General features: G+C 67.6%; 22 protein-coding genes. 15 read left to right on the top strand and 7 right to left on the bottom strand.

Annotation, left to right across the window (positions count from 1 at the left end):
* Positions 1-54 precede the first annotated feature (54 nt).
* Genes GON09_RS18955 through GON09_RS18965 form a run of 3 tightly spaced genes read left to right on the top strand, consistent with a single transcriptional unit; the run spans position 55 to position 4,186 of the window.
* Positions 55-1,044, top strand: coding sequence for an NAD(P)H-dependent flavin oxidoreductase (locus tag GON09_RS18955; RefSeq protein WP_213933149.1), 990 nt, complete (start codon positions 55-57; stop codon positions 1,042-1,044).
* 10 nt (positions 1,045-1,054) lie between these two features.
* Positions 1,055-1,840: an enoyl-CoA hydratase-related protein gene (locus GON09_RS18960; protein WP_213933150.1), complete on the top strand. Its 786-nt coding sequence runs from the start codon at positions 1,055-1,057 to the stop codon at positions 1,838-1,840.
* A gap of 48 nt (positions 1,841-1,888) precedes the next feature.
* Entirely contained in the window at positions 1,889-4,186 is a 2,298-nt protein-coding gene (locus GON09_RS18965) for an acyl-CoA dehydrogenase family protein (RefSeq protein ID WP_213933151.1), read from the top strand.
* Positions 4,187-4,260: 74 nt separating this feature from the next.
* Here GON09_RS18965 and GON09_RS18970 read toward each other — a convergent pair whose 3' ends face one another.
* Positions 4,261-6,408 carry an acyl-CoA dehydrogenase gene (locus tag GON09_RS18970; protein WP_213933152.1) on the bottom strand — a complete coding sequence of 716 codons (2,148 nt, stop codon included), beginning with the start codon at positions 6,406-6,408 and terminating at the stop codon, positions 4,261-4,263.
* Positions 6,409-6,518: 110 nt separating this feature from the next.
* Here GON09_RS18970 and GON09_RS18975 point away from each other — a divergent pair, with 110 nt between their 5' ends.
* From GON09_RS18975 to GON09_RS19000, 6 genes are all read left to right on the top strand, one after another.
* Positions 6,519-6,827, top strand: coding sequence for a hypothetical protein (locus GON09_RS18975; RefSeq protein ID WP_213933153.1), 309 nt, complete (start codon positions 6,519-6,521; stop codon positions 6,825-6,827).
* 46 nt (positions 6,828-6,873) lie between these two features.
* Entirely contained in the window at positions 6,874-8,358 is a 1,485-nt protein-coding gene (locus GON09_RS18980; protein WP_213933154.1) for a class I adenylate-forming enzyme family protein, read from the top strand.
* A 96-nt stretch (positions 8,359-8,454) separates the two neighbouring features.
* Entirely contained in the window at positions 8,455-9,747 is a 1,293-nt protein-coding gene (locus tag GON09_RS18985; protein ID WP_213933155.1) for an FAS1-like dehydratase domain-containing protein, read from the top strand.
* A gap of 70 nt (positions 9,748-9,817) precedes the next feature.
* Positions 9,818-10,600: an enoyl-CoA hydratase/isomerase family protein gene (locus GON09_RS18990; RefSeq protein WP_213933156.1), complete on the top strand. Its 783-nt coding sequence runs from the start codon at positions 9,818-9,820 to the stop codon at positions 10,598-10,600.
* Position 10,601: 1 nt separating this feature from the next.
* Positions 10,602-11,792, top strand: a complete 1,191-nt coding sequence (locus GON09_RS18995; RefSeq protein ID WP_213933157.1) for an acyl-CoA dehydrogenase family protein — start codon at positions 10,602-10,604, stop codon at positions 11,790-11,792.
* 72 nt (positions 11,793-11,864) lie between these two features.
* Positions 11,865-13,376 (top strand): class I adenylate-forming enzyme family protein, encoded by a 1,512-nt coding sequence (locus GON09_RS19000; protein ID WP_213933158.1) that lies wholly within the window; start codon positions 11,865-11,867, stop codon positions 13,374-13,376.
* A 52-nt stretch (positions 13,377-13,428) separates the two neighbouring features.
* On the opposite strand, the gene GON09_RS19005 is transcribed toward GON09_RS19000, so the two are convergent.
* A complete protein-coding gene (locus tag GON09_RS19005; RefSeq protein ID WP_213933159.1) occupies positions 13,429-14,484 on the bottom strand; it encodes an acyl-CoA dehydrogenase family protein in 1,056 nt (351 codons plus the stop codon).
* Between the two features lie 160 nt (positions 14,485-14,644).
* Between GON09_RS19005 and GON09_RS19010 the strand changes: the two genes are divergently transcribed.
* Complete coding sequence (locus GON09_RS19010; protein ID WP_213933160.1) at positions 14,645-16,195, top strand: acyl-CoA synthetase; 1,551 nt, start codon at positions 14,645-14,647, stop codon at positions 16,193-16,195.
* A 4-nt stretch (positions 16,196-16,199) separates the two neighbouring features.
* Here the strand turns inward: GON09_RS19010 and GON09_RS19015 are convergent, their stop codons facing one another.
* The gene (locus GON09_RS19015) at positions 16,200-16,931 is read right to left on the bottom strand and encodes a M50 family metallopeptidase (protein WP_213933161.1); all 732 of its coding nucleotides are present in this window, start codon (positions 16,929-16,931) and stop codon (positions 16,200-16,202) included.
* 63 nt (positions 16,932-16,994) lie between these two features.
* On the opposite strand from GON09_RS19015, the gene GON09_RS19020 reads away from it, so the two are divergent.
* Both GON09_RS19020 and GON09_RS19025 read left to right on the top strand, forming a co-directional pair.
* A complete protein-coding gene (locus GON09_RS19020) occupies positions 16,995-17,693 on the top strand; it encodes an AzlC family ABC transporter permease (protein ID WP_213933162.1) in 699 nt (232 codons plus the stop codon).
* Positions 17,686-18,015, top strand: a complete 330-nt coding sequence (locus tag GON09_RS19025; RefSeq protein ID WP_213933163.1) for a branched-chain amino acid transporter permease — start codon at positions 17,686-17,688, stop codon at positions 18,013-18,015. Before GON09_RS19020 ends, GON09_RS19025 begins: the two co-directional genes overlap by 8 nt.
* On the opposite strand, the gene GON09_RS19030 is transcribed toward GON09_RS19025, so the two are convergent.
* Complete coding sequence (locus tag GON09_RS19030; RefSeq protein ID WP_213933164.1) at positions 17,985-19,223, bottom strand: glycosyltransferase 87 family protein; 1,239 nt, start codon at positions 19,221-19,223, stop codon at positions 17,985-17,987. The two genes, GON09_RS19025 and GON09_RS19030, sit on opposite strands and share 31 nt — an antisense overlap.
* 232 nt (positions 19,224-19,455) lie before the next feature.
* A complete protein-coding gene (gene aztD / locus GON09_RS19035; RefSeq protein ID WP_213933165.1) occupies positions 19,456-20,679 on the bottom strand; it encodes a zinc metallochaperone AztD in 1,224 nt (407 codons plus the stop codon).
* Positions 20,680-20,897: 218 nt separating this feature from the next.
* Here aztD and GON09_RS19040 point away from each other — a divergent pair, with 218 nt between their 5' ends.
* Entirely contained in the window at positions 20,898-22,085 is a 1,188-nt protein-coding gene (locus GON09_RS19040; RefSeq protein ID WP_213933166.1) for an AAA family ATPase, read from the top strand.
* Between the two features lie 30 nt (positions 22,086-22,115).
* Here GON09_RS19040 and GON09_RS19045 read toward each other — a convergent pair whose 3' ends face one another.
* Both GON09_RS19045 and GON09_RS19050 read right to left on the bottom strand, forming a co-directional pair.
* Positions 22,116-22,790, bottom strand: a complete 675-nt coding sequence (locus tag GON09_RS19045; protein WP_213933167.1) for a nitroreductase — start codon at positions 22,788-22,790, stop codon at positions 22,116-22,118.
* A gap of 110 nt (positions 22,791-22,900) precedes the next feature.
* On the bottom strand, positions 22,901-23,908 hold the full coding sequence (locus GON09_RS19050; protein ID WP_213933168.1) for an NAD(P)H-dependent glycerol-3-phosphate dehydrogenase: 1,008 nt from the start codon (positions 23,906-23,908) through the stop codon (positions 22,901-22,903).
* Positions 23,909-24,066: 158 nt separating this feature from the next.
* Between GON09_RS19050 and GON09_RS19055 the strand changes: the two genes are divergently transcribed.
* A complete protein-coding gene (locus GON09_RS19055) occupies positions 24,067-24,516 on the top strand; it encodes a helix-turn-helix transcriptional regulator (RefSeq protein WP_213933169.1) in 450 nt (149 codons plus the stop codon).
* 5 nt (positions 24,517-24,521) lie between these two features.
* Positions 24,522-24,932 (top strand): VOC family protein, encoded by a 411-nt coding sequence (locus tag GON09_RS19060; protein ID WP_213933170.1) that lies wholly within the window; start codon positions 24,522-24,524, stop codon positions 24,930-24,932.
* Positions 24,933-24,974 lie beyond the last annotated feature (42 nt).

Below are 24,974 nucleotides of genomic sequence, written 5' to 3' on the forward strand. Positions count from 1 at the left end.
ATAGTCAACTATGTTACCTATGTATTGCCCGGCTGGCCTCGGACAGGAGCATCCATGCTGAACACGCGGTTCACGGCTGAATTCGGGATCGAGCACCCGATCGTCCAGGGCGGCATGATGTGGGTCGGCCGCGCCGAACTCGCGGCAGCGGTCTCCGAAGGCGGCGGACTCGGGATCATCACCGCGCTGACCCAGCCCACCCCGGAGGACCTGGTCACGGAGATCGAGCGGTGCCGCGCGCTGACCGACAAGCCGTTCGGCGTCAACCTCACCCTCACGCTGTCGATCAACCAGCCTCCCTACGCCGAGTACCGGCAGGCGATCATCGACTCCGGCGTGACGATCGTCGAGACCGCCGGCTCCGACCCGACCAGGCATGTCGAGCATCTGAAAGAGCACGGCATCAAGATCATTCACAAGTGCACGAGTGTGCGGCACGCCCTCAAGGCCCAGCGGATCGGCGCCGACGCGGTGAGCATCGACGGTTTCGAGGCGGCAGGTCATCCCGGCGAGGACGACGTACCCGGGCTCGTCCTGATCCCCGCCTGCGCCGACGCCCTCGACATCCCGTTCATCGCGTCGGGCGGCTTCGCCGACGGTCGCGGACTCGCCGCCGCTCTCACCCTCGGCGCCGACGGCATCAACATGGGCACCCGCTTCATGTGCACGCAGGAGAGCCCCATCCACGAACGCATCAAGCAGCAGATCGTCGGCGCGAGCGAACTCGACACCCAGCTCATCTTCCGGCAACTGCGCAACACCATGCGGACCGCGCGGAACTCGGTGAGCGAGGAGGTCGTGGACATCCTCGGCAAGGGCGGGCGGTTCAAGGACGTCAAGGATCTCGTCGCCGGATCGCGGGGGCGCACCGTCTACGAGGACGGTGATCCGGAGGCCGGCATCTGGACGGTGGGGCAGTCGCAGGGGCTCATCCGCGACATCCCGCCGGCCGGTGAGCTGGTGCAGCGGATCGCTGCCGAAGCCGAAGCGAGACTGCGCTCCCTGACCGCTGACATCGTCGTCGACTCCGTTCCCGTCCCGTGAGGAGAAATCGATGACACGACAGGCCGAGACCGCCGAAGACGTGCGGGAGGACGACACGCCGGTGCTCGTCGAGCGCGACGGTGCCGTCACGATCCTCACCCTCAATCGTCCCGACCGCCGCAACGCGATCAACCGCGCCATGCGGAAGGCGCTGAAGAAGGAACTATGGCGCGCCGATGCCGACGACGAGGTGAACGTCGTCGTCCTTACAGGCGCAGGGACGTCCTTCTGCGCGGGTGTGGATCTGCCCGAGGCGTTGTCGGGTCCGCCTCCCGCCGCGGAAGGGCCCACCCCCACCCACGTGCTCCGCGGCATCTCGAAACCGGTCGTCGCGGCGGTCAACGGACCCTGCTACACGGGCGGTTACGAACTCGCCGTGAACTGTTCGTTCATCATCGCGTCCGAACGCGCCGAGTTCGCCGATACCCACGCGCAGATCGGTCTGCTCAACGGTTGGGGCGGCAGTGCCATGCTGCCGCGGATGATCGGTCTGCCCGCCGCGATCCAGTTCATCCTGTCCGGGGAGCCGATCGACGGCGCGACCGCCGCGCGCATCGGCCTCGCGAACGAGGTCGTCCCACACGACGAACTCCTGGACCGCAGCGTGGCCGTCGCGCAACGCATTGCCGGAGGTTATCCCGGGGCGATCCGGCGGATGCTCCGGTTGCTCAAGGAGGGCGCCGGCACGTCGCTCGCGCACGCCCTCGCCCTCGAATCCGAAGCGGCGGCGACCTACCGAGCGGACGGCGCGGACATCGGTGCCCGCTACGCGAAGCGCCGCACGCAGTCCGACTGAGCAACAGTCGGTTTCCGGCACTTACAGCACCATCACCCGGGAGGTGACGTGGAAGAAGGCAAGCCCACGGTGACGCTCGAGTCCGACGCTCGCAGCGACTGGCGTCCCCGACTGTCCGCTCTGCTCGACGACTTCCGGCGACGCCCCCGTCCCGAGACGTCCCGCGCGCGGTTCGAGGCCGCGATCGCGTGGCAGTCCGAACTCGTCGACCGTTCCCTGGCGGCGCCGGGCTGGCCCGCAGAGGTCGGTGGCATGGCATTGCCGCTCGAGGATCAACTCGACTACTACCGCGCCATCACCGAAGCCGGTGCGCCCAAGCATCCGTGCCCACTGTCGTTCATCGTCGCGCCGACGATCATCGTCCACGGCACCGCCGAACAGAAGAAGCGTTTCCTCGAGCCGTTGCTGCGCGCGGAAGAGTTCTGGTGCCAAGGTTTCTCCGAGCCCGGCGCCGGCAGCGATCTTGCGTCGCTGTCCACCCGTGCCGTTCGCGACGGCGATGTCTACCGGGTGACGGGCAGCAAGATCTGGACGACGATGGCCGATCACGCCGACTGGATCTTCACCCTCGTGCGCACCGGCCCACCCGGGCGGGGCACATCGGGCATCACCTACCTGCTCATCCCGATGAACTCGCCCGGTATCGAGGTGCGACCCCTGCGCGACGCGGCGGGCGGCCACCATTTCGCTCAGGTCTTCTTCGACGACGTCGAAGTGCGGGTCGAGAACCGGGTGGGGGAAGAGGGGCAGGGCTGGTCGATCATGCGGACCTCGCTCGGCCACGAGCGTGCGACCGCCTTCCTCGCCGACGAGTTCCGGTACCGCTCGACCGTCGACAAGGTCTTCCGCTTGGCCGGCGGCCGTGGATATGCGCACGATCCGGTGATCCGCCAGGAACTCGCCACCGTCGAGACGGGTGTGCGCGAGATCGCTGCAAACAGTGCCCGCGCCCTCGATGCCGTTCTCGCCGGGCGTGATCCGGGTGGGGTGGCGTCGATCAACCGGTTGGTGAAGGCCGAGTTCGAACAGCGCATGCACCGGCTCGCGCTGCGCCTGACCGGTTCGGCCGCCGTCCTCGGTACCCGCTCGGAAGGGGTTGTCGAGAAGGGGCGCTGGACGTACGGATACCTCATGTCCCGTGCTGCGACCATCGGTGCCGGAACCTCGGAGATACAACGCAATACGATCGCCGAGAACGTTCTCGGTCTGCCTTCGCACAGAGGTGAGGGCACCCGTGCGCCGGCCGTGGTGCCGGGGCGTCCCCTTACACCCCCGCCGGAGGACGAGGCGAATCTGCGGGAGGCTCTGCGCGACATCCTGTCCGCCCGCGTCGATACCGTCTCGCTGCTCGAGCGCGTCGACTCGGCGGGCGAACACGACACCGGACTGTGGTCCACGCTGGTGGAATTCGGCCTCCCCGGCCTGTCGTCGCCCGAGCATCTCGGCGGCGACGGCCGGTCGCTGCGCATGTTGTGTGCGGCGGTGGAAGAAGTGGCCTTCCATCTCGGGCCGGTCGCCCTCGTCCCGACCGCGATCGCGTTGGAGGTGCTCGTCGCGGCCGGCGCCGAGGAGGACGCGCGACGGGTCGTGAGTGGTTCGCCGGCAGCGTTCGTCGTGCCCGTCGGAGATCGCGGGTGGGACACTGCCGACCTCCCCGTCCTACGCGACGGAGGGCTGACCGGTCACGTGGAGCGGGTCGCGGGTGCGCCCGTGGCCGAGGTGCTCGTCGTCCTCGCGACGGACGATGCGACAGGCGAGCACGTCCTGCTCACTCTCGACCGGGCCGACGTATCTGTCACCGTGCAGACATCGCTCGATCCGACCGGGACGGTGGGGATCGTCTCGTTCGAGGACGTCGCCGCGACCGTGCTCGTGTCGGGGGTCGATGCCGACGCCGCACTCGAATCGTCCTTCCGCGTCGCGGAACTGCTCATCGCCGCCGACGCGGTGGGTGTCGCGAACAGAGCCTTGGCGATGGCGGTGGACTGGGCGGGGCAGCGTGAGCAGTTCGGCCGGCCCATCGGTTCGTACCAGGCGATCTCGCACCGCTGCGCCGATATGCTGGTCGCGGCCGAAGGTGCGCGGGGACTGGTGCTGGCGGCCGCCGACCGTGCTCCCCAGGAACCCGAGGAGGCCGCGGCGGTGCACCTGGCGACCGCGGCGGCGTTGCGGGCCGCGGTGTCCAATGCCGAGGGCTGTATCCAGATCCACGGCGGTACCGGCTTCACATGGGAGCATCCTGCTCACTTGTTGCTCCGTCGAGCGGTCGCCGACGAGGCGCGAATCGCCCGCCCCGAGGTGCTTCGGGACCGCGCGGTGGGAGAGGTGCTGGCGCGATCGACCTGAGCGGGCAGGTCGACGGGGTGACGGACGAAGCAGCGGACTCGGCACAGGATGCCGGGTCCGCTGCTTTCGGCAATCTAGTTCGCGATGTGCTCGCGAGGTAGGCCCAGCAGCCGTTCGGCGATGACGTTGCGGTTGATCTCCGAGGTGCCGCCGGCGATGGTCATCGCCCGGCCGAGCAGGTAGTAGTGGGTCCACACCGGCTCGTCGCCGAGGAGCGCTGCGGGACCGGCGATCTGCATCGCGAGTTCGCCTACGTGATGGGTGTGTTCGGCGATGAGCATCTTCGTGACGCTGCCCTCCGGACCGAAATCGCCACCGGCGACCGCCCGTACGACCTGCCGTAGGTTGAGGATCGAGAAGGCCTGCTCGCGAGCGATCAGCGACGCGATCCGGCGCGTGACGGAGACGTCGCCGGGCGCGTGCTTCGCGGCGAGATCGAGCAGCGCGTAGGCGGAGTAGGTCTCGTCGGTCTTGCCGCCGCCGATCGAGACGCGTTCGTTCCCGAGCGTCGCGCGGGCCACCGTCCACCCGTTGTCGACGGCGCCGACCACGTCCTCGTCCGGGACGAAGACGTCCTCGAAGAACACCTCGTTGAAGGCGGAGTCGCCGCTGATCTCGCGGAGCGGACGGACGGTCACGCCGGGTGCGGTGAGGTCGATGACCATGGTGGTGATGCCCTTGTGCTTCGGCACGTCGCGGTTGGTGCGGATGGTCGCGAGACCGCGCGTCGAGTTCTGCGCATTCGACGTCCACACCTTCTGGCCGGTGACGCGCCATCCACCGTCGACCTTCACCCCGCGCGTCGACACGGCCGCCGCGTCGGAGCCGGCACCGGGTTCGGAGAACAGCTGGCACCAGACCTGATCACCGAGCAGACCGGGGCGGATCCACCGTCCGATCTGTTCCGGTGTGCCGTGCTGGGTGAGGGTGAGCAGGATCCACGCACCGATACCGAGACCGTGCGGTTCGACGTCGGTGAACTCCTCGTCGATCACCAGCTGTTCGACCGGCGACGCCCCGCGACCGAACGGCGGCGGCCAGTGCGGCATGAGGTAGCCGGAGTCGACGAGCAGTGCGCGTCGCTCGGATTCGGGGGTCGCGGTGTACCTCGCGACGAAGTCGCGTGCGGCGACGCGGTATTCCTCCGCCTCCGGAGGAAGGTCGACGGCGTAGTGGCGGCGCACTCCCGAGGTGCCCGATTCGGTGAGCGAGTCGAGCGCGGTGGTCGGTTCGCCGAACAGGATCCGCAGGGCGTGGGCGCGACGAAGGAACAGATGGCAGTCGTGTTCCCACGTGAAGCCGATGCCGCCGTGGATCTGGATGCTCTTCTGGGCATTGGCGATGTACGAGTCGAACGCAATGACCCGTGCCACGTCGAGTGCGAGTCGCGCCTGCTCGCCGTCGACCCCGGCACGTGCGGCGTCCCATGCCACGCCGGTCGCCAATTCGCTCGTCGCGAGCATGTCGGCGAGGTGGTGCTTGATCACCTGGAACGAACCGATCGGCCGGCCGAACTGCTCGCGCACCTTCGCGTAGGCCAGCGCGGCCTCCAGGGTTGCGCGGGCTCCGCCGGACGCCTCCGCAGCGGCGAGCGCGCGGGCGACGTGGCTCGCGTGGCGGCCGGCGCCCGGCACCACGGCGAGCGGAGGAGTCTCCCGGAGTGCTGCCTTCGCGACCTGCGACGTGGGGTCGAACTCTCCGGTGGGCGCCACGGAGACGGAGGCGTGGTCCGGATCGACGAGAACGAGATCGTCGCCCGCGACGAGGGCGAGGAGCGTGGCGCCCGTGCCTCCCACGACAAGGTCGGCGTGACCGCTCACCGTGTCGCCGGTCGTCGTCAGGGATCCGGCCAGGCCGAGCCCGGGGATCACCGAACCGTCCGCGAACTTCGGAAGCCAGGTCGAACGCACTTCGTCGTCGCCCTTCGCGTCGAGCGCGGCGGAGACGGCGACATTCGCGAGGTAGGGGACGGGGACGACGAGTCGGCCGAGTTCCTCGGCCACGACCGCCACCTCGGGCAGGCCGGCGTCCGACCCTCCGAATTCTCCGGGAAGGTGCAGGCCGAGCCATCCGAGATCGGCGAGTTGCTTCCACAGCGTGCCGGTATCGGCGCTCGGGTCGTCGGTCACCTGCCGGGCGAGACTGCCGGCATCGTGGCCGCCGAGGAACGATCGGACGGCATCTGCAACGGCCCGGTGATCGTCGGTGAGTGGAAGTGGCATGGAGGTCTCCTCGGCCGTACACGGATCGGTTCACTTGTAGCACTATCTAAACTATGTGACGCACGCTACTTTGGGAAGCCACAGCGCAGTACCGCTCGATCGGAGGAATCGTGAAACTCGAAGTAGGTCGATCCTGGGCCAGCGCCGTCGACGGCACCGCCGTGGTCGTCGTCCGAGCCCCCGGCGACGAGGTCGCGCTCACCTGCGGCGGCGTCGAGATGGTGCAGGGGAAGAAGGGGACCGGCGACGGCACGGCGATCGACGACACGCATCACGGCCCGACCGCGCTGGGGAAGAGGTACACCGACGCCGAGGGCACGGTGGAACTGCTGTGCACCACGCCCGGTGCCGGCGTTCTCGCCGTCGACGGCGTTCCGCTGTCGGTGAAGACGGCGAAACCGCTGCCGGCCTCGGACTGACCCTGTGTCACACCTACACCGAATCACACCTGCACCAGGGGCTTACATGAACCTCACGATGTTGCTCGACATGGCTGCTGACGGGCTCGAGGACCGCATCGTGGTGGGGCGCCGCGACGACGGCATCTCCGCCCGGCGCCTGCGCGACCTCGCCGTCGCCGGTGCCGCCTCGATCCGCGAGGCGGGCGCCGATTCCCTCGTCTATCACGCAGTCAACGGCCCCGCCTTCCCCGTGGCCCTGTTCGCTGCAGCGTACGCGGGTGTTCCGCTCGTGCCGATCAACTACCGGCTCGGCAGAGAACAGGGTGAGGCGCTGCTGTCCCATCATCCCGACGCGCTGGTGATCGTGGACGATGCCGGCGACGCACCGGGTGTGTTCTCACCCGCGGCCTGGCTGGACCGGCTCGGACGGTCGGCGGTCATGGAAGCCGACGATCCCGAATCGGACGCCCCCGCTGTGGTGATCTACACCTCCGGCACCACGTCTGCGCCGAAAGGTGTTCTGCTGCAGCATCACAACCTGGTGTCGTACGTGCTCGGGTCCGTCGAGTTCGCGTCGGCCGAGGACACCGATGCGGCCCTGGTGAGCGTGCCGCCCTATCACATCGCCGCGGTGGCCAATGTCCTCACGAATCTGTACGCCGGTCGTCGGACGGTGGTGCTCGAGCAGTTCACCGCAACCGAATGGCTCGACACCGTCCGCGGGGAGGGCATCACCAACGCTCTCGTCGTCCCCACGATGCTCGCGCGCATCCTCGATTCCGGTGCCGACACCTCGGTGCCCTCGTTGCGTTCCCTGGCGAGCGGTGGTGCGCCGATGCCCCGTCGGGTCGTCGAACGCGCCCTCGTGACCTGGCCGCAGGTCGACTTCGTCAACGCCTACGGGCTCACGGAGACCAGCTCGACGATCACCGTTCTCGGCCCCGACGACCACCGGGCTGCGATGACGAGCACGGACGAACGGATCCGCGCCCGGCTCGGATCGGTGGGCCGGCCCGTCCCCGGCATCGACCTCGAGATCCGCGATGCGGACGACCTCGTAGTCGAGGCTGGTGTGCCCGGACGCATCTGGGTTCGTGGACAACAGGTCTCGGCCGAGTACGCGGGAATCGGCAAACTCGTCGACGACCGCGGATTCTTCGACACCCGCGATACCGGATTCGTCGACGAGGACGGCTATTTGTTCATCGGTGGGCGCAGCGACGACACCATCATCCGCGGCGCCGAGAACATCGCGCCGGCCGAGATCGAGGACGTGATCCTGCGTCATCCCGCCGTCACCGACACCGCGGTCGTGGGAGTGCCCGACGACGAGTGGGGACAACGCATCGAGGCCGTGGTGGTACTGCGTCCCGACGAGTCGGTCGATGCGGAGGAGCTGCGCTCGTTCGTGCGCGAGACCCTGCGTGGATCCAAGACGCCCGACCGCATCGTCTACTGGGACGAACTGCCGCGCACGGAGACGGGAAAGCTGGTGCGCCGGCATGTCGTCGAGCGTCTGGCCGGTGACGGAGTGCCCGGCCGGACGTGAGGTTCGGCAGAGTCTTTACATGTATAACTAGGTTGCCCTACTGTGGGTGATACGGGCCGCTCGCGTCGAGCGTCGTCCCCTATACGGAGGTAGTCGATGACCACGTCGGAGAAGACCGAGAAGCCTTCGGAGATCTACACCTTCCGCGATGAAGACATTGCGCGGGCGAGGGATCTCGTCGGCGTCTACCACGCCATGACGCAGCGGGAGCAGTACACGCGCGCCTCACCCGACATCATGCGGAACTTCGCGCGCAGCTACGGCGACGACAATCCGCTGTTCACCGACGAGGAGCACGGTGCCGTGACCCGCTGGGGCGGCCAGATCACACCCCCGATGGTCAACATCGCCGTCCGCAAGGAACTGCTGGCCGACCCCGTACCCCGCGAACAGCGCCGCCCCTCGTTCCGGGGGATCCACGTGTTCGTCTCCGGCACCACGACCCACTGGTACCGGCCGATCCTCGACGGCGACACGCTGTACGGCTTCCACGGCACCGAGAAGGTCGAGGAGAAGCAGTCCGAGTTCGCCGGGCGTTCGCTCATCATCACCGGACTCCAGGTGCAGTTCAACCAGCGCGCCGAGGTGGTCCAGACCCAGCGGGTCATCACCATCCACACCGAGCGCCACGAGTCGAAGAAGCGCAAGAAGTACGACTCGATCGAACCGGCCTCCTACACCCCCGACGATATCGCGAGGATCGACGAGATCTACGCGCAGGAGCAGGTGCGCGGCGCGAACACCCGCTACTGGGAGGACGTCGAGGTCGGTGAGAGTCTCGGGACGATGGCCAAGGGTCCGCTGACGACCACCGATATGGTCGTCTTCCATTCCGGTGGCTACGGTTTCGCTCCGTACACCCCGTGCGCGAGTCGTCTCGCCTACAAGAACCGGCAGCGCATCGCGCCGTTCTACATCCCCAACGAGCAAGGGGTGCCCGACGTGGCCCAGCGGATCCACTGGGACAGCAGCTACGCCCGCTCCATCGGTCTGCCGGCCGCCTACGACTACGGCATGATGCGCGATTGCTGGCTCAGCCACTACCTCACCGACTGGATGGGCGACGACGGCTGGCTCGAGTCGATGTCGAGTCAGATGCGCAAATTCAACTATCTCGGCGACACCCACACCTTCACCGGTGAGGTCGTCGGCAAGCGGTCCGAGGGCGGGCGTCGTCTCGTCGACGTCGAACTGCGCGGCACCAGCCAGCGCGGCGAGGTCACGTGCCCCGCCACCGCGACGATCGCACTCCCCTCCCGTGCCGGCGGCGCGGTCGATCTGCCTGCGGCTCCCGCCGATTTCGAGCAACTGGCGGCCCGGATGCTCCAACGCGATGCCGAACTGCGGGAGGAGCGGCGACGCGCGGCGGGAAACCGGACGACGTCGTGAAAGGCCACCCGTCCCCGCCGGCAGCGGGGCAGGATGAGGCGACACGGAGCGATCGGCTCGAGGAGGACCAGTGGACCTGACCGGCACGACCACGGTGATCGCCGAGCTGAAGGATCACGTTCTGACCATCACGCTCGATCGTCCCGACAAGCTCAACTCGTTCACCGACACGATGCGCGAGGAATTCCGGGAGCTGTGGCACTACGCCTCCGAGACCGACGATGTCCACGTCGTCGTCCTCCGGGCGAACGGCGACCGGGCATTCAGCACCGGTGTCGACGTTCACGAGGGAACCTTTCTGTCCGACAACGTCTTCAGCCGTCGTGATCCCGGTGTCGACCTGTCGCCCAAGCAGAACAACTGCTGGAAACCGCTCGTGTGTGCCGTCCACGGCATGGTCGCCGGCGGGGCACTCTACTGGCTCAACGAGGCCGACATCATCGTCGCGAGTGAGGACGCCCAGTTCTTCGATCCGCACGTCTCCTACGGCATGGTCGCCGCACTCGAACCGATCGGCCTCGCATACCGCATCCCCATCGGCGAGGTACTGCGTATGGTGCTGCTCGGTCTCGATGAACGCATGTCGGCGAAGAGGGCATACGAGATCGGCTTCGTCAGTGAGATCGTCGCCCGCGACGCGCTGTGGGACCGCGCGCAGCAGCTTGCGGAACGGATCGCCGCCAAACCACCGGCCGCGATCCAGGGCAGCATCCGCGCGATCTGGGAGTCCAAGGACCGCACACGATCCCACGCTCTCGTCGCCGGGATGATGTACACCGACCTCGGCAATCCCATCGGGCTGGCTCAGGTCGATCGGTCCCGGGTCCCCACGCGCGACTACGAGGTGCGCTGACATGGACTACGGACTGACACCCGAACTCGAACAGTTCCGCAAGGAGGTGCGCGAGTTCGTCGACACCCACAAACCGGATGTGCCGGTGAAGGCGGGTGTGCGCAGCGCCGACGACGCCGGCGAGCTCGCAGCGCTGAAGGAATGGACCCGCAAGCTCTTCGAGGCCGGCTACATCGGTGCCGACTGGCCGGAACGCTATGGCGGCGCCGGAGCGGCGCACTCACCGGAGAAGGACGTGGTCGTCGGTGAGGAGCTGGCGCGCGGCCGGGCACCGGCGGCGGTGCAGGGAGCCGGACTGCTGGTCGCGCATGCGTTGATCGACTTCGGTACGGAGGAACAGTGCGAGAAGTATCTTCCGGGTATTCGATCGGGCGAACTCGTCTTCTGCCAGCTGTTCAGCGAGCCGGGATCCGGCAGTGACCTCGCGTCCCTGCGCACGAAGGCCGTACCGGCCGAGGGCGGCGGGTTCACCGTCACCGGCCAGAAGGTGTGGACGACCAACGGGCACTGGGCCGACTACGGCTACCTCCTGGCGCGGACGAATCCCGACGCACCGAAACACCGTGGTATCAGCGCGTTCCTGCTCGACATGCGGTCGCCGGGTGTCGACGTGCGGCCGCTGCGGGAGATGACCGGGACCTCGGATTTCAACGAGATCTTCCTCGACGACGTTCCCGTCGGATCCGACGCGCTCATCGGTGATCTCGACAACGGCTGGCTGATCGCGAATTCGAGTCTCGCCCACGAACGCAGCGCCGTGGCGTCGGCCGCAGTACGCCTCCAGCAGGACGTCGATGCACTGAAGGAACTCGCGCGCAGGACGATCCGGTACGGGCGTCCCGCGATCGAGGACGGTGCGGTGCAGGAACGGATCGGCGAACTCCAGGCGTCGGTGGAAGCGTTGTCGGCACTGGTGTACGCGAACATCGGTCGCTGGTCGCGGGGTACGGAACGTTCCCACGATGCTGCCATGGCCAAACTGATGTTCAGTGAGATCGGCGTCGAGACAGCACGATTCGCCCTGGAACTCGCAGGGGAGGACGGCATCCTCGTCGAGGGCGACCCGCAGGTCGTCGACGGGGGCCGGTGGCAGGACGAATTCCTGTACGCCCGCGCGTACACCATCGCCGGCGGTACCTCGGAGATCATGCGCAACATGATCGCCGAGAGAGGGCTCGGTCTTCCGCGCTGAGGCGCGCTTCCCGGCCGGATCGCCGGCCGGCACTACGAACACCTTCGGGTCGACCGAAGAGGAGGCTCCGCGATGACGGGCATCAAAGAGGCGTTGGCCCTGCTGTGGTCGACCCCCGACAGTGCGAACATGGTGCAGGAGGACAAGACCTGGCACACCTGGGCGCAGGTGCGTGACACGGCCGAGCGGATCGACGCGGAGCTCGAACGACTCGGGTGCGGACCCCGCAGCCGGATCGGTGTCGTGCTGACCAACCGCACCGAATCCATTGCGGCACTGATCGCGATCCTGAAACACGACCGCGTGCTGCTCACCCTCAACCCTGCCCAACCGTCGCGGCGGATCGTCGAGGACGCCGCCGAGGCCCACCCGGATGTGATCCTCGCGCCGCGCGAGTACTGGGCCGATGAGGAGTTCGCCGCACCCATCGCCGCAGCGGGCATCGTCGGTGTCGCCGTGGACGGTTCGGACGTCGCATGTGTCTTCGGCGACGCTCCCGTACCACCCCGCCCGGACGAGCAGGACCCGGTCGCGGTCGAGATGTTCACCTCCGGCACCACCGGTCCGCCCAAGCGGGTTCCGCTGACCTGGCGCCAACTCGAGGCCGCCCTCGAGGCCGTGCACGGCCATACCGGCAAGGGAAGAGGCGATCACGAGCCGTTCACCGGCCCCGTCGCGCTGATCTCCCTGTCGATGGTGCACATCGGCGGGTTGTGGGGCGTGATCCAGTCGCTGTCGGAAGCGCGGCCGATCGTGTTGATGCCCCGCTTCACCGTCGAGGGATGGGTCGACGCGGTCTACGAGCACCGGATGATCGTCGCGGGTCTGCCGCCGGCTGCCATGCGGTCGGTCCTCAACGCCGACGTGCCGAAAGAGAAGCTTGCGACCCTCCGGGCGATCACCGCCGGCACCACCTTCGTCAGTCCGGAACTGGCCGACGAATTCACCGAGCGGTACGGCATCCCGATCATGATCATGTACGGGGCAACCGAATTCGGTGGTGCCGTCGCAGGGTGGACGAAGCCCCTGATCAAGCAGTGGTGGGATCGCAAGCGTGGCAGCGTCGGCCGGCCCTTCCCCGGAGTACGGATGCGCACCGTCGACGAGAGTGGCATGGTGCTGCCCGACGGCAGCACCGGCCGCCTCGAAGTGAGTTCGCCGCAGACCGGCACCGGGGTCGGTGATTGGGTCCGCACCAGTGACCTCGCTCATCTGGACGAGGACGGCTTCCTCTACATCGACGGCCGCGCCGACGACGCGATCGTCCGCGGCGGGTTCAAGATCCAGCCCGAAACCGTCTGCAACGCGTTTCGGGCCCACCCGTCGGTTCTCGACGCGTCCGTCTTCGGCCGCCCCGACGACAGGCTCGGCCACGTGCCGGTCGCCGTGATCGAAACCGTCGACGGTGCAGAAGGTATCGACGTCGACGAGCTGAAGACCTTCCTGCGTACCCGCCTGACGGCCTACGAGATTCCGGTGGAGATCCACACGGTCCACGCTCTGCCCCGGAGTGTGTCGCTCAAGGTGGACCGTCGCCGGCTGCTGGAGATGGTGGACGAGATCGAATCGTCCCGCGCCCGGTAACACGACGGGAAAGGGGCGGGATCCGACCGGATCCCGCCCCTTTCCCGTCGTCTCAGGCCACCGCGAGCCGGCGACGGTGGTACGAGACCGATCCGTCGAGGAGTTCGTCGACCTTGATGCGGCGCAGCAGCAGGTGCACGTCGTGCTCCCAGGTGAAGCCGATGCCGCCGTGGACCTGCAGCGTTGTCTGGGCGGTGGTGGACGCTCCGGAACATGCGAACGCGACCGCGGCCGACACCGCCCGGGCGCGCGCTGCGGGATCGTCCCCGTCGAGGGCGACCGCGGCGGCCCAGAGTGTCGCGCGGGATGCCTCGGTCGACGTCGCCATGTTCGCGCAGTGGTGCTTCACGGCCTGAAAACTGCCGATCGTACTGCCGAACTGAGTTCTGCTACCGGCATATTCGATACTCATCTCGACCAGGCGGGCAGCGGCACCGAGGGCATCGACGGCGCGGAAGGTCGCGAGACGGTCGTGGGCGAAGGCTACCGTGCCGGGCAGGAGGGGGAACCAGGAATCCTGCGGGAGGGTGACGTCGACGTCGGCGACGGCCCACGACCGGGTGAGATCGAGTGACTCGAGCGACCGCACGGTGAGCGTCTCCACAGGCACGACCGCCGCGACCTCCGCGCCGGTGTCTGTGACGGCGACCAGCAGGAGGTCGTGCGCGTCGATCAGGCCGGTGATCGGTGCCGTCGTGCCACTCAGCACGAGTGTTTCCCCGTCGAATCGCGCATGAAGACCGGACTTCTCGGGCGAGGACAGGGCGGGCAACACGACGCGTTCGCCGATTTCCGCCGCTGCGGCCGCGGGATGACCGATCGTCTCGAGGAGACTCGCCGCGATCGCGAGTTCGGCGAGGGGAACGGAGCTGCCGGCCCGTCCGTGCTCCTCGACGAGCACGGCCAGATCGACGTGGGTGCCGCCGGTTTCGGTGGTGAGCAGTCCGATCGACCCCGAGTGCGCGAGGTGGCGGAGTCCGTCGGCGGGGAGGCGGGCGGGGCCGTCGTCGATGACCGGTCTGCGCGCGGCGATCGGGTCGTTCTTGACGAGCCACGCGCGCTCGCTCTCGCCGAGGGCCACCTGTTCGTCGCTCAACGCGAAGTCCATGACGCTCCTTCGATGTGGTCGTCAACGTAGTTAACCATGTGTGTCGCCGTTTGTGGAGTCTGCGAACCGCGTGCGACATCGGACGAGTTTTCGATGAAGTCTGGTCCTTACATCGTTATACAGGTAATACTTGTCGCCGACGTCCACGAGGGAGTGACCGATGACGATGCCGTCGATGAACCCGACCGATCTCGCCGCCGCCTTCGGTGACAAACCGGCGATCGTCATGGTCGAGGACGGCGCGACGCTCACCTATCGCGAACTCGAGTCGTCGTCCAACCGCATTGCGCACCTGTTCCGGCAGCGTGGTCTGCGGGCGGGCGACCACATCGCGATCCTCATGGAGAACTGCCTCGACGTCTTCCCGGTGGTGTGGGCGGCGCAGCGCACCGGTCTGCTCTATACGCCCGTCAACTGGCACCTGTCCGACGACGAGGCCGCCTACGTGGTCGAGAACTGTGGAGCTCGTGTGCTCGTGCACTCGGAACGTCTCGACCGGCTCGGGGCGGTCGTCGCCGACGGAAACCCCGTCCTCGACGCGCGGGTCACCACCGGCACCCACTCGCCGAGCGGTGCCGAGATCCTCGCCGACACTGTTGCGACCCTGCCCGATACACCCGTCGGCGACGAACTCGAGGGGTATTACATGCTGTACTCCTCGGGCACCACCGGACGCCCGAAGGGGATCCTGCCCGCCCTGACCGGAGCTCCTTTCGGCACCGGCCTGGCCATCGACTCGACGATGCGCGACGCCTTCGGATTCGGCCCGCACTCCGTCTATCTCAGCCCCGGCCCGCTCTACCATGCCGCACCGCTCGGCTGGACGATGGGAACGGTCCGCAACGGAGGCACCGCGCTGGTGATGGAGACCTTCGACGCCGAACGTGCGCTCGAGGCCATCGAGCGGTACGGCGTCACCCACGCCCAGTTCGTTCCGACGATGTTCGTGCGGATGCTGAAGCTGCCCGAATCGACCCGGATGCGCTACGACGTGTCGAGTCTGCGCGTCGTGGTCCACGCGGCGGCGCCATGTCCGGTCGAGGTCAAGGAACGCATGATCGACTGGTTCGGTCCGAAGATCCTCGAGTTCTACGCGGGCAGCGAAGGCAACGGTTTCTTCATGATCACCACGCCGGAATGGCTCGAACATCGCGGTTCCGTCGGCCGTCCGACCCTGGGGCAGGTGCACATCTGCGACGAGTCCGGCCGCGAACTCGGGCCGGGAGAAGTGGGCACGGTGTGGATCGGCGACGGCCTGGACTTCGAGTACCACGGCGATCCGGCGAAGACCGCCGCCGCCTACAACGACAAGGGCTGGACGACCCTCGGCGATCTCGGGCACGTCGACGAGGACGGCTACCTGTACCTCTCGGCGCGGCGCACCGATCTGATCCTGTCCGGCGGCGTCAACATCTACCCCGTCGAGGTCGAGGACGTGCTGACGATGCACCCCGCCGTCCTCGACGTCGCCGTCGTCGGCCTGCCCGACGAGGAGATGAGCCAACGCGTCCACGCCGTTGTCACACCCGTGGACGGGGTGCGGGCCGACGATGCCCTGGTGACCGAACTCGTCGAGTACACCCGCGAACGCCTCGCGCACTTCAAGGTGCCGCGCACCGTCGAGTTCGGCGAGGTTCCGCGACTGCCGAGCGGCAAGATCCTGCGCCGGGCCCTGCTCGCCCGCTACGACGAGGTGTCGCCGGCGCCGTGACGGCTCAGGACAGCTGGGTCACCACGATGCGTGTGACGCCGTAGAAGGCGGTACCCGCTGTGACGATCGCGAACAGCGCGATCCACACGCTCGCCGGGATACGGGTGAGCCCGCGCAACTGGTCGGCGTCCGAACCCCGGCCGCGACCGCGCGAATGGGTGCGGGCGAGTTCGAGGACCGGGCGGGTCGCGCCGAGGAGCAGGACCCACGTGATGAGATAGGCCGCGGTGTACCGGACGACCGGATCGCCGAGATAGGCGGCCGCACCGACGAGCGCACCCGCGATCACCACCGAGACGAAGCCGTACAGATTGCGGATCAGCAGCAACAGGACGGCGAGCGCGGCGAGGATCGACCACAGCACCGCGGCGGGCCGGTCCAGGGTCAGCAGTGTCGCCGCCGCGAAACCGAGCACAGCCGGGCCGGTGTACCCGGCGAAGGTCGTCGCGACCATGCCGGGACCGCGCGGATTGCCGGACGACACCATCACCCCCGAGGTGTCGCTGTGCAGGCGGATACCCGAGAGCTTGCGGCCCACGAGCGCCGCGACCAGCGCGTGCGATCCCTCGTGCGCCTGCGTGATGACGTGACGGGTCTTCAACCACAGCGGCCGCACGGTGACGAGCACGAATGCGACGATGGCCGTTCCGACGACGACCATCGTCGGAGCGGGTTCGTCGACGGTCGACACGGCCTGCCACGCGGAGGACACGACCTCCGTGAACGAGGCGGACACAGATCACCTTCCTTCGGGCATGGCGGGGCCGGGCACTGAGTCTTCCGGCCCGGCGATAGCCTGATGAGCATGCCCGACCGCCGTACCCTCGAGATCCGCGCGGGTATCGCGGACTCCTGGGCCGTGGGTCTCGGACTGATTCCGCTGGGACTCGCGTTCGGTGTGGTGCTCACCCAGCGCGGGTTCGAGTGGTGGTGGGCACCGATCTTCTCCACCGTCATCTACGCGGGGTCGATGGAGTTCCTCGCGATCGGTCTCATCGCGGCGGTCACCCCGCTCGCCTCGGTGGCGGCGGCGACGCTGCTCGTGAACTTCCGGCACGTCTTCTACGGCCTGTCGTTCCCGCTGCACCGCATCCGCAGCCGGCTCGGGCGCCTCTACGGCGTCTATGCGCTCACCGACGAGTCGTACGCGATCGTCGCCCCCAAGGCACGTGAGCAGCTCTCCGGCACCCGCGTCCTCACGGTCCAGGTGCTCTGCCAGCTGATGTGGGTCGTGTCGGGCACGATCGGCGCCCTGATCGGAGCGGTGCTCCCCGAAGGGCTCTCCGGCCTCGAGTTCGCGCTCACCGCGCTGTTCGCCGTCCTCGCGATCGATGCCTTCCGCGCCAACCGTGACCTGCCGGCACCGGTGATCGCGATGATCTGCGGTCTCGTCGCACTGCTGGTCGCGAAGGAGCAGATGCTCGTCGTCGGGCTCGGCCTGTTCGTGGTGTGCCTGTTCGTGCGGTTCGTCTACCGGAACAAGGTGGCCCGTGCCTGAGTCGGTGCCCGGCGCCGGATACGTCCTCGGCGCTCTGGCGGTGATGTTCGTGGTGACGATCGCACTGCGCGCGGCGCCGTTCCTCGCGTTGTCGGCGCTGAAGAACTCCGCCTTCGTCGACTTCCTCGGCCGCACGATGCCCGCGGGGGTCATGGTGATCCTCGTGATCTACACGCTGCGCGATGTGGGGGAGTCGACCTGGCTGCCCGCGACCGTCGGTCTCGCGGGCACGATCATCGTGCATCTGTGGCGACGCAACGCCGCACTGAGCACCGTGGTCGGGACGGGTCTCTATCTCGTAGCGTCGGCGTTCTGGACCTGAGCCGGCGCGGCGACGGTCTCCTCGCGCTCGACAGTGTTCCCGGCACCGGGTCGACGACTGCGCGCGGCGAACATCGCGGCGACGAACACAGCGATCGCGGCCAGGCACTGCGAGGTGCCGAGGACTTCGAGGAGAAGCTGCTCGACCCAGCCGCCGGAGGACGCTTCACGCAGCAGGTGGTTGGGTCCGATGAGGAAGACCGTGGTGGCGGGCAGCAGCACCGGCCACCAGCGGCGGTAGGCAGGGGCGATCAGCAGCGGCACGAGGAAGAGGGCGTACACCCAGTGGTGGGTGACGGCGATCGGAGCGGCGAGCAACGAGGCCAGGCCCACCAGAGCCACCGCGACCACCGGCTCGTCGGCCCGCAGGAAGCGATAGGCGGCCCACGCGGTACCGGCCACGATGATCACCGCACCGGCCAGCCAGAGCGCCTTGGCGGTGCCGTCGGAGAAGTCGAAACGGGCGATGAGACCCGTGAGTGCCTGATTGCGGAAGAACGACGGGTCGCCGGCGCGGTCGGTCGCGAAGAACTCCGTCGTCCAGAAGTAGACGGTTGAATCGGGGCGCAACCAGTAACCGAACGCGACGGTCGCGGCGAATGCACCCAACGCGCGGAAGGCCGACGGCCAGTCGCGGCGCAGCAGGAAGATCAGACCGAAGGCGGCCGGGGTCACCTTGATCGCGGCGGCCAGCGCGATACCGACACCGCGGAAGCGCTTCGGGATCACGCCGAGCAGGTCGGCGACCACGAGCGCCATGAGCACGATGTTGATCTGTCCGAATGTGAAGTTGGAGCGGAACGGCTCGAGCCACAGCACAGGACCGAGTGACGCGGCCGCGATCAGACTCGGCTGCGACATGTCGAGTCGCTGGTAGACGACCTTGAGCACCCACCACACGAGGGCGATGAGCCCTGCCGTCCACAACACCTGCAGTGCGGTACTGCCGACCAGCGCCATCGGGGCGAACAGGAACGCTGCGAAGGGTGGGTAGATGAACCGGAAGCCGGAGTGACTGAAGAAGCCCTCCGTGTACAGCGGTGTGTGGTGCAGGAAGGCCCAGCCGGCATCGCGGAAGACGTCGAGATCCATGAGGTACTCGTTCACCGCGTCGCGCATGTATCCCGCGACTGCCAGGGCCGAAACCGTCAGACCGATGGCGATCAGCAGGGATCGAACAGGTCGGGAACGGACTTCGGTCGACAGCACGGGCGATACCTCCCGGTCGGAAACAGGTGCGTCGCTACGTTACACAATCGTTGTCTTCGAGATCGGGTGACGAGAACAATGTCTCCCCAACCGTTTTGACGGAGATTTCCGTTTCGCACGCTTGTCGGGTGACGTGGATCACGTTGTCGGAAGGCGTCGTTCCGCTGTTCTCGACGGAAGTATTCGCCTTTCTAGTGCTGATACTAGAAAGTCGAATACTTCCGTAGCGGAGTCAGTCGACGCTGCTGATCTCGTTCGGGGTGCGCGGCAGTTCGGTCGACCGGATCTCCCCGGAGGTCACATCCACCGCGTGGAGCGAATCGGTGGCGGGGTCGGTGACGAACGCAGTCCCGTCGTGCACCTCGAGTGCGGGCCGGGGCGCCTGCCACTCCTCGGGCTCGGTCCACGGCTCGAGCACCTCGATCTGCCGGACGATCTTACCGGACCCGGGATCGATCACATGGAGGTTGCCGTCGGTGCCGAGGACGAGTGCTTCACCCGCCGGCCCGCGACCGAGCGAGCGGAAGGTGTAACTCGTGCCGAGGTCGACGAGGCGCACCGACGCCGTGCGGGTGTCCACGAGCGCGACGCGCTCGGGGCGTTCGAGTTCCGCATCGGGATCGGTCTTGTAGTCGCCGAGGACGACGGTCGAGTCCTCGCTTCCGGCCTGGTTCCCGATCCGGCCGTACGGGTCGGGCGCCGACGCCTTGGTGAACGATCCGTCGCGGAAGATCACCATGCCGTCCTCGCATCCGAAGGCGACGACTCCGTCGGACGCAACCGTCTCGCCGTGGACGCCGGGGCATTCCTCGGTACGCACGATCTCGGTGCCCTTCTCGTCGAGCAGCGCCACCCCTGTCCGCTCCTCGGAGTCGCCGAGGGTGACGAGCATTCCGCCGTCGGGCATCGGGACGGCCACACCGTGGTGGGCGTCGGGAAGCGTGCGGCTGTCGAGGGTCGGGAGTTCGGTCGCCGATGCGAGATCGGCGGGGTCGAACACGTCGATGCGTCCGGTGCCGTCGTCGAACAGTGCGGTGACACCGGCGTGCGGCACGGCGTGTCCGGGCTTCTCGGCGGTGAATGTCAGGCCGGTGAGGGCAGGCGCTCCGGCGTAGTGGTGCCCGTGGTCGCCGTGGGCCTCCGTCCAGCTGCCGGTGTCGAGGGCGCGGAATCCGCCCTCGGTGGAGATCAGTACGTGGCGTCCGTCGCCGGCCGGGGAGAGGCGGTTGAAGCCGTCGAGCGCGAAGTCGCCGACGACGGTGAGGTCTTCTTCGTCGACGACGAGGACGCCGCCGTCGTAGGTGACGACGAGGCGCGGTTCGGCGCTCACCACTTCGGCGGCGGCGGATGTGGGTGTCTCGGAGGTATCGGCCTCGGTCGTGCCGGCGCATGCGGCAACGAAGGTTGCAGCGACGACGGTGAGGGCGGCGCCGCCGTAGCGGGAGAGCGTTGTCATGCAGAAAGAAATAGTCTCTATCGAAAATGAATGTCAAAGTCTTGAATGCGCATGCGTGCATGGACGCCGTAGGCACCGAGGTTGCAGTTGTTGTCGAATATTTGCCGAAACCTCGACAACAACTGCGGTTTCGAGCACGGACAAGCGCAAATACCCCCTGTCTGAGACACGCGCTGGATGAGCTCAGAATCCGATGTGCTCGCCGTTAGCATCGACGGATGGATCCTGTCCGCAACCCGTACGCCCCGGGCGCGGGACAGCGCCCGCCCGAGCTCGCCGGCCGCGAGAAGCAACTCACCGCGTTCGAGGTCGTTCTCGAACGGATCGCCCGCGAGCGACCCGAACGCAGCGTCGTCCTGACCGGGCTCCGCGGCGTCGGGAAGACCGTCCTCCTCAACCATCTGCGGTCCGCGGCCATCGCGAAGAGCTGGGGAACCGGCAAGATCGAAGCCCGCCCGGATCAGGGCCTGCGGCGTCCGCTGTCGTCCGCGCTGCACATGGCGGTTCGGGAAATCGCCGCAGCACATCCGGATCCGGAATCGGTCGAATATTTTCTCGGCGTGCTCAAGTCGTTCGCGTTGCGGGCCACTGCGGACAAGGGCATGCGCGAACGCTGGCAGCCCGGGATCGACGCACCGGCCGTCAAAGGGCGTGCCGACTCGGGGGACATCGAGATCGACCTCGTCGAACTGCTCGTGGAGGCCGCCGGGCTCGCGCGCGACGTCGGCGTGGGCATCGCCCTGTTCATCGACGAGATGCAGGACCTCGGGCCCGAAGACGTCTCCGCGATCTGCGGTGCCTGCCACGAGCTGAGCCAGGACGCCGCACCGCTCGTCGTCGTCGGGGCCGGTCTACCGCACCTCCCCGCTGTGCTCTCGGCGTCGAAGTCCTACTCCGAGCGGCTGTTCACCTACCACCGCATCGACCGACTCGACCGCGCGGCGGCGGACCACGCGCTCATCGCGCCGGCGAAACGTGAAGGCGTCGAGTTCACGCAGGAGGCCCTCGACCTGCTGTACGAAACCGCCGACGGCTACCCGTATTTCGTGCAGGCCTACGGCAAGGCGACATGGGACGTCGCGGCGGATTCACCGATCACCGCCGACGACGTGCGGGTCGCGGCACCCGCCGCGGAAGAGGAACTCGCCGTGGGCTTCTTCGGCTCCCGCTACGAACGCGCGACACCCGCCGAACGCGAATACATGCGGGCCATGGCGGATCTGTCGGGCGACGACGGTCCGGTCGCGACATCGAAGATCGCCGTCGAACTCGGCCGGAAGCCGGCTTCCCTGTCACCCGCGCGCGACGGATTGATCAAGAAGGGCCTGATCTACTCCGCCGAGCGCGGGTTCATCGGGTTCACCGTGCCGCACTTCGGGCGCTACCTGCGCGCCCAGAACGACTGATACTCGGACAGCGCCGGAACGACCGAGCGATCAGTCGTGCCACTCGACCGTCTCGTCGAGTGACGCACGATCCGTGCGACACGCATTGGCCGGATGCGCCTCGTCGGCGTAGCCGAACGAGATGGCGCAGACGATGTCGCGGTCGTCGCCGATGTTCAGTTCGCGTCGCAGCGCGGTGGAGGTCATCGCGACGGCGGCCTGCGGGACGGCGGCGATGCCGAGCGATTCGGCGGCGAGCAGCAGCGTCGAGACGTACCCGCCGCAGTCGACCGCCCCGTACACGCCGAGGGCCTCGTCGGTGGTGATGATCGCGACGTGCGGTGCGCCGAAGAAGCGGTAGTTCTCGAGCATCTGCTCGGTGCGGCGCTGATAGTCGTCGCGCGCGATACCCAGCGCGTTGTACAAGGCGTAGCCGGCGCCGCGGCGGCGTTCGGCGTACGCGCCGCGGTATTCGGCGGGCCCCGGGATGTCGGGATCCAGATCGCCGGAGGCCGCCTGCGCGTAGACGGCCTCACGCAGACGGTCGGTGGCCTCACCGCTGACGATGTGGGTCTGCCACGGTTGCGAATTGCACCAGGACGCTGTGCGCTGCCCCATGAGAAGCATGCGTTCGATGTCCTCGCGCGGGACCTGCTTGGTCAGGAAGGCGCGGCAGCTGAAACGGGTGTCGAGGAGGGACGACAGCGCGTCGGCGGCAGAAGTCATGGCACCACGATGGCACACCACTTCAATTAACGTTCGCTCAGCCTAGGAGGTATGGACGACAGCTCTTTATTCGGCTTTCTGATACCTGCCCTAGAAAGCCGAATAAAGGGTCAGACGATGTCCTCCTCATGGCCGGGAGCGACGCGACGCAACCCCCGGTACGCGTCGGTCGGGGTGCTCTTCCCGGTCACCACGGCCGCCACCTCGGCTGCGATGGGCATCTCCACCCCGTACTCGTGCGCGAGTTCCATGACGGTCGGCGCGGTCTTCACCCCTTCGGCGACCTGCCCCAGAGCCTCGACGGCCTCGTCGATGCTGAGCCCGCGCGCCAGCGCCTCTCCGATCCTGCGGTTCCTCGACGACGGGCTCGTGCACGTGGCGATGAGATCGCCCATGCCCGTGAGCCCGGCGAACGTGCGCGGGTCCGCACCCATGGTTTCCCCCAGCCGCGTCATCTCCGCCAGTCCGCGGGAGAGGACCATCGCCCGGGTGTTGTCGCCGACGCTGAGCCCTTCGGCCATTCCGGCTGCGATCGCCACGATGTTCTTGAGGATTCCGCCCAGTTCGCAGCCCAGCACGTCGGTGTTGCGGTAGACGCGGAACAGCGACGTGGCGAAGAGCGGTTGCAGTGCGGCTCCCACTGCCTCGTCCTGCATCGCGACCACCGCCGCGGCGGCCATCCCGTCGGCGATCTCCCCGGCGATGTTCGGCCCGGCCAGCAATCCGACGGGATGTCCCGGCAGGCATTCGGCAATCACCTCGGTGGGCCGGAGTCGCGTGCCCGGCTCCAGTCCCTTGACGAGGGAGACGACCGGCACCCACGCGCGCACCTCGTCGGTGACCTGCTCGAGCGTCTTGCGCATCGCATGCGACGGGACACCGACGACCAGGACGTCGGCTTCGCGCGCCGCCTCCGCCAGATCCGGGGTTGCGCGCAGACCTTGCGGCAGAGGACGTTCGCCGAGATAACGGTGGTTGCGATGCTCGGTATCGATCTCGCGGGCGACATCGTCGTTCCGCGCCCACAGTGTCGTCGGAGTGTTCCGCGCGGACAAGGAGGCGAGCGTGGTGCCCCACGATCCCGATCCGAGAACGACGACGCGAACCGCACGAGCCATCGGTGACCTTTCGTCCGTACATGAGCAGGTAGGGACAGGTTGTCAGTTTTCCGGGTTCGGCGGGTCGTGTTTGTGCTTCCATGGTCCCCGTGGGGTGAATCGGCTGTGGACTCCCACGAGGAACGGTGTGTGACGCCATCCCGTGGCACGATCGGACCGTGCCCGGTAAGACCGTCACCGATCAGCGTCTGCGCGACCTCGCGTTGCTGCGCCGCGTCCGCGATCGCATCGATCGCGAGTACGCGCAGCCCCTCGATGTGGAGGCGCTCGCGCGGGGTGTGAACATGTCGGCCGGACATCTCAGTCGCCAGTTCCGCATCGCATACGGCGAGTCGCCCTATTCGTATCTCATGACCCGGCGCATCGAACGGGCCATGACTCTGCTGCGCCGCGGCGATCTCACCGTCACCGAGGTGTGCTTCGAGGTGGGGTGCTCGTCGCTCGGCACCTTCAGCACCCGGTTCACGGAACTCGTCGGTGTGCCACCGAGCGTGTACCGCAAACAGGCATCCGAGGAGACGAACGGGATCCCGTCGTGCGTGGCCAGGAATGTCACCAGACCGATCAGGAATCGAGAAGCGCGGACGGGCCCGCCGGTCCTACCGTGATCGACATGGACATCACCATTCACCAGACATTCCTTCCGCACATCGATCCCGAGGCGTCCCTCGCGTTCTACCGCGACCTGCTCGGCTTCGAAGTCCTCAACGACGTCGGCTACGCCGGAAAGCGCTGGATCACGCTCGGCCGCAGCGACACTCCCGGTACGTCCTTGGTGCTGTACCCGCCGGACGCCGACCCCGGTATCACCGAGGACGAGAACGCCACCATCGCCGAGATGATGGCCAAGGGCACGTTCGCGTCGATCATCCTCGCGACGAAGGATCTCGACGCGGCGTTCGAACAGTTGCAGGTCGGCGACACCGAGATCGTCCAGGAGCCCACCGACCAGCCGTACGGCGTCCGCGACTGCGCTCTCCGCGATCCCGCGGGCAACATGGTCCGCATCCAGCAATTGCGCTGACCGATCCTGCGATCGGCCTTACTCTCCGATCGTTGTACTCGT

It is taken from the genome of Rhodococcus sp. B50 (assembly GCF_013602415.1).
Classification (GTDB): domain Bacteria; phylum Actinomycetota; class Actinomycetes; order Mycobacteriales; family Mycobacteriaceae; genus Rhodococcus.

Bases quoted from the DNA above. Each gene is read 5' to 3' on its own strand.
- GON09_RS18970 (WP_213933152.1), bottom strand. From the start codon at position 6,408: ATGCCACTTCCACTCACCGACGATCACCGGGCCGTTGCAGATGCCGTC.
- GON09_RS19045 (WP_213933167.1), bottom strand. From the start codon at position 22,790: ATGACTTCTGCCGCCGACGCGCTGTCGTCCCTCCTCGACACCCGTTTC.
- GON09_RS18985 (WP_213933155.1), top strand. From the start codon at position 8,455: ATGACCACGTCGGAGAAGACCGAGAAGCCTTCGGAGATCTACACCTTC.
- GON09_RS18995 (WP_213933157.1), top strand. From the start codon at position 10,602: ATGGACTACGGACTGACACCCGAACTCGAACAGTTCCGCAAGGAGGTG.
- GON09_RS19005 (WP_213933159.1), bottom strand. From the start codon at position 14,484: ATGGACTTCGCGTTGAGCGACGAACAGGTGGCCCTCGGCGAGAGCGAG.
- GON09_RS19060 (WP_213933170.1), top strand. From the start codon at position 24,522: ATGGACATCACCATTCACCAGACATTCCTTCCGCACATCGATCCCGAG.
- GON09_RS19050 (WP_213933168.1), bottom strand. From the start codon at position 23,908: ATGGCTCGTGCGGTTCGCGTCGTCGTTCTCGGATCGGGATCGTGGGGC.
- aztD (WP_213933165.1), bottom strand. From the start codon at position 20,679: ATGACAACGCTCTCCCGCTACGGCGGCGCCGCCCTCACCGTCGTCGCT.
- GON09_RS18955 (WP_213933149.1), top strand. From the start codon at position 55: ATGCTGAACACGCGGTTCACGGCTGAATTCGGGATCGAGCACCCGATC.
- GON09_RS19040 (WP_213933166.1), top strand. From the start codon at position 20,898: ATGGATCCTGTCCGCAACCCGTACGCCCCGGGCGCGGGACAGCGCCCG.
- GON09_RS19010 (WP_213933160.1), top strand. From the start codon at position 14,645: ATGACGATGCCGTCGATGAACCCGACCGATCTCGCCGCCGCCTTCGGT.
- GON09_RS18960 (WP_213933150.1), top strand. From the start codon at position 1,055: ATGACACGACAGGCCGAGACCGCCGAAGACGTGCGGGAGGACGACACG.
- GON09_RS18980 (WP_213933154.1), top strand. From the start codon at position 6,874: ATGAACCTCACGATGTTGCTCGACATGGCTGCTGACGGGCTCGAGGAC.
- GON09_RS19000 (WP_213933158.1), top strand. From the start codon at position 11,865: ATGACGGGCATCAAAGAGGCGTTGGCCCTGCTGTGGTCGACCCCCGAC.
- GON09_RS19020 (WP_213933162.1), top strand. From the start codon at position 16,995: ATGAGCATGCCCGACCGCCGTACCCTCGAGATCCGCGCGGGTATCGCG.